Consider the following 3,477-nt stretch of genomic DNA (forward strand, 5'->3'; position numbering starts at 1 on the left):
CCCGCCCGCGTCCGCGGCCGAGACCCCCTGCCGGTCCGCCGCCACGGCACCGTCCGAGCGGCGCGCGAACGGCCCCTCCGCCCCCGACGCCGCGAGGCCGCCGCCCGGCGCGTCGCCCAGGAGACCGTCCTCACGGCCGATCGCGTCGCCCGCCGATCGGGCGGAGGCCGGGCTTCCATCGACCCCGCCCGCCACGGCGAAGGCGGCCGGTTCGGCAGTTCCCCCCGGAGGGACGCCGGGGCCTGCGGCGCCGGCCACATCGGCTCCAGCACCCCCGCGGGCATCCGGGCCGGGGAGCGGGTCCACCGTGACCGCCTGCTGCACCGCCGGCACATACAGCGTCTCCATCAACGCGGCCAGCTCGGTGGACGGCTCCGCGAACAGATACCGCGACGGGAACCCCTGTAGCAGCCCGCCACCAGCCGGCGCGGCCGCGACCCTCGTGCGCACGTCGCCCAGTCGCGGCGCTGCCGCGTCGAGTCGGTCCGCGGGCCGGCCCAGCGCGTCGCCCAATGCGGCCGCACCGCCCGCGAAGCCGCGGTGCGCGCCGCGGACCGACTCGGGGAAGGCGCCCCGGAATTCCGCGTGCGCCACCGACGACACCGCAGCATGCAGCCTGTCGAGCACCCCGGACAGGCCACCCGCCGCCGTCGTCCAGTGGTTCGAGTTGCCGGACACCGCGTCGGGTGTGAGCTCCTCGGCATAAAAGCGCAGCCGCGAACGGCTCATTTCCTCGAACGCCTCGAAATCGAAGGCCGCCGAATGTCGGGCCCCCGTCGACTCCGCCCCCGTATCCGCCCACCGGCCGGATCCTGACATGACTCGTCCCCCTCCCCCGCGGACCGCAGCTCCCACGGCCCGGACTGCGTACATGACGCGTCCCAGGACCCCGCCCCCGCGGCGGCCCGGACCCGTCGAACACTACCCGCATCCGGCGCGCAGCGACGTCCGCTCCGCCGCCGAGACCCCTCACCTCCCCGGATCGGGCACCTCCGTAGCGTAAACTCGGCCGTCGCCCAGGATCCACGCCCGGGCAGGCCCCGACGCCCACCGCGGTTCCCGCGGTGCGCGGCAGTGAGGAAGCGATGAGCGAGAACGACCCGAGCCCGCGGATGCGGAAGGAGCAACCGCCCGGCACGCCGGCGGCACCCGGCCACGGGGACGGCGCACCCCGCCCGTACCGCCACGCCGGCAGCGGCGAGCCGGTGCTGCTCATCCACCCGTTCCTCATGACGCACGAGGTGTGGACCGAGGTCGTCGACCTGCTCGCCATGGACCACGAGGTGCTCGCGGTGACACTGCCCGGGCATTGGGGCGGCCCCGACGCGCGGTGGGGCCGCACCGGCGCCAAGGACATGGCGGACGCCGTCGAGCGCGTGCTGGACGACTGCGGTTGGGACACCTGCCATGTCGTCGGCAATTCGCTGGGCGGCTGGATCGCCTTCGAACTCGAACAGCGCGGGCGGGCCCGCAGCGTTACCGCGATCGCCCCGGCCGGAGGGTGGACGACGCTGTCGATGCCCGCGGTGCGGCTGGGCGCGGCGTTCCTGGCGTTGTCGCCGCTGATGTTCTTCGCCCGGCCATTCGCCTCGTGGGCGGTGGGCGTGCGGCGGATACAGAAGGCCGCGATGTCCGTGGTGACAGCGCACCCGTCCGCGGTGCCCTTCGACGTGGCCCGGCGTGCCCTGAACGCCGCCATCCACTCGCACGCGCTGTTGCCGGTGCTGTGGTCGGCGGCCCGCGACGGCGGACTCACCGGGCTGGACTCGACGGCCACGCCCGTGCAGCTGGTCCTGTGCGACAAGGACCGGGTGATCCCGTGGCGCGTCTACGCCCGGGCGTTCCTCGACGAGCTGCCGGACACCGCCGAGCGCCTGCGGCTGCCGGACGTGGGGCACGTGCCGATGCTCGAAGACCCGGGCCTGGTGGCCCGCACCGTGCGCGGGTTCATCGCCGAGCTGGCCGTGGCATGACGCTCCGCGCCGCCGCGCCGGTCCGCCCGCGCATGCGCCGCCGCGCCGCCGCGGCACTGCTGTGCGCTGCGGCGGTCGCCCTGACGCCCGCGGCGGCGACTGTCGCGGCGGGCGCGTTGCCCTCGGCCGCCACTGCAGCAGCCGAGCCCGTGTTCACCACCCCCGAAACCGACGACTGCCCGCATCGGCAGTCCCCGCCGCCGCCGATCGACAGTTCCGAGGTCCCGGAGCCGGGCGAGACCGCGCCGCCACCGCTCCCCGTCCCCGACGATCCCGTCGGCGGGCCGCGGCTCGACGCGTGCGGCAGCGTGCAACCCACGGCGACACCGCCGCTGCCCGACGGGATTTCCGCATCCGGATGGGTGCTGGCCGACCTCGACACCGGCGAGGTCCTGGCCGCGAAGGACCCGCACGGCCGCCATCGCCCCGCCAGCACCATCAAGATCCTCCTGGCGACGCTGGCACTCCAGAAGCTCGACCTGGACACGGTGCTCACGGCCACAGAGGACGCGGCGAACGTGGAGGGCAGCCGGGTGGGCGTCGGCCCCGGGGGCGAATACACCGTGCACATGCTGCTGCGCGGGCTCATGATGAACTCCGGCAACGACGCCGCCCAGGTCCTCGCCGATCGGATGGGCGGCACGGATGCCACCACCGCGGCCATGAACACGCTCTCCCGGCATCTCGGCGCGCTCGACACCCGCACCCCAACCCCGTCCGGCCTCGACGGGCCGGGCATGTCCACCTCCGCGTACGACCTCGCGCTCATTTTCCGCGACGCGATGCGTGATCCGGTGTTCGCCGACCTCATCTCGCACGGGCCGATCGAGTTCCCCGGCTATCCCAAGTCGCAGGCGCAAATCGATGAGGAACGCGCTGCCGCGCAGGCCCGGATCGCGGCGGGTGTGGAGCCGATCCGCGTCGGGTCCACCGACCCGGACGCCGTCACCGCGGCACTGGCGGAGGCGGAGCCGGATGCCACGACCGGACTGCCGCCGGTGGTGGTGGGCCCGGACGGCGCCCCGGTGATCCTGCCGGACAACCCCGGTTTCGCCATCGCGAACGACAACCCGCTGCTGTCACTGTATCCGGGCGCGCTGGGCGGCAAGACCGGGTATACCGACGATGCAGGTCAGACGTTCATCGGCGCGGCCGAGCGGGACGGCAGGCGCCTGGTGGTGACGCTGCTCGACGGCACGCGCACACCGTCCGACCCGTGGCAGCAGGCCGCCGCGCTGCTCGACTACGGATTCCGCCTTCCCCCGGCGAAGGCGGTGGGCGCGCTGGTCGAGCCCGGCACCGTGGGGCTCGGCGGCGCGGCCGACACCGACGGCACCGCCGCGAACAGCCCGAGTGACGGAGCGGTGGCGCTCGCGGCGCCTCCGCAGAGCGCACAGGCCGGCTCGGGCGGGCCCGCGCACGGCACCGGCTACTACGCGACGGTCACCGGCGCCGTGGCCGCGGCGTTGCTGCTGGCCGCCGGCGCGATCCGCCTGCTGCGCCG

At 74.9% G+C, this 3,477-nt stretch carries 2 protein-coding genes and 1 pseudogene; 2 read left to right on the plus strand and 1 reads right to left on the minus strand.

The window, feature by feature from the left end; genetic code table 11:
• Positions 1–819, minus strand: a pseudogene (locus JJ683_RS18595) (hypothetical protein); the annotation flags it as partial.
• Between the two features lie 266 nt (positions 820–1,085).
• Here JJ683_RS18595 and ephH point away from each other — a divergent pair.
• Both ephH and JJ683_RS19325 read left to right on the plus strand, forming a co-directional pair.
• A complete protein-coding gene (gene ephH, locus JJ683_RS18600; protein ID WP_200176304.1) occupies positions 1,086–1,973 on the plus strand; it encodes an epoxide hydrolase EphH in 888 nt (295 codons plus the stop codon).
• On the plus strand, positions 1,970–3,477 hold a 1,508-nt coding region (locus JJ683_RS19325; RefSeq protein ID WP_277952169.1), incomplete at its 3' end, for a D-alanyl-D-alanine carboxypeptidase family protein. The genes ephH and JJ683_RS19325, both read left to right, overlap by 4 nt.

It is taken from the genome of Tomitella cavernea, assembly GCF_016599145.1.
In the GTDB taxonomy this organism is placed as follows: Bacteria; Actinomycetota; Actinomycetes; order Mycobacteriales; family Mycobacteriaceae; genus Tomitella; species Tomitella cavernae.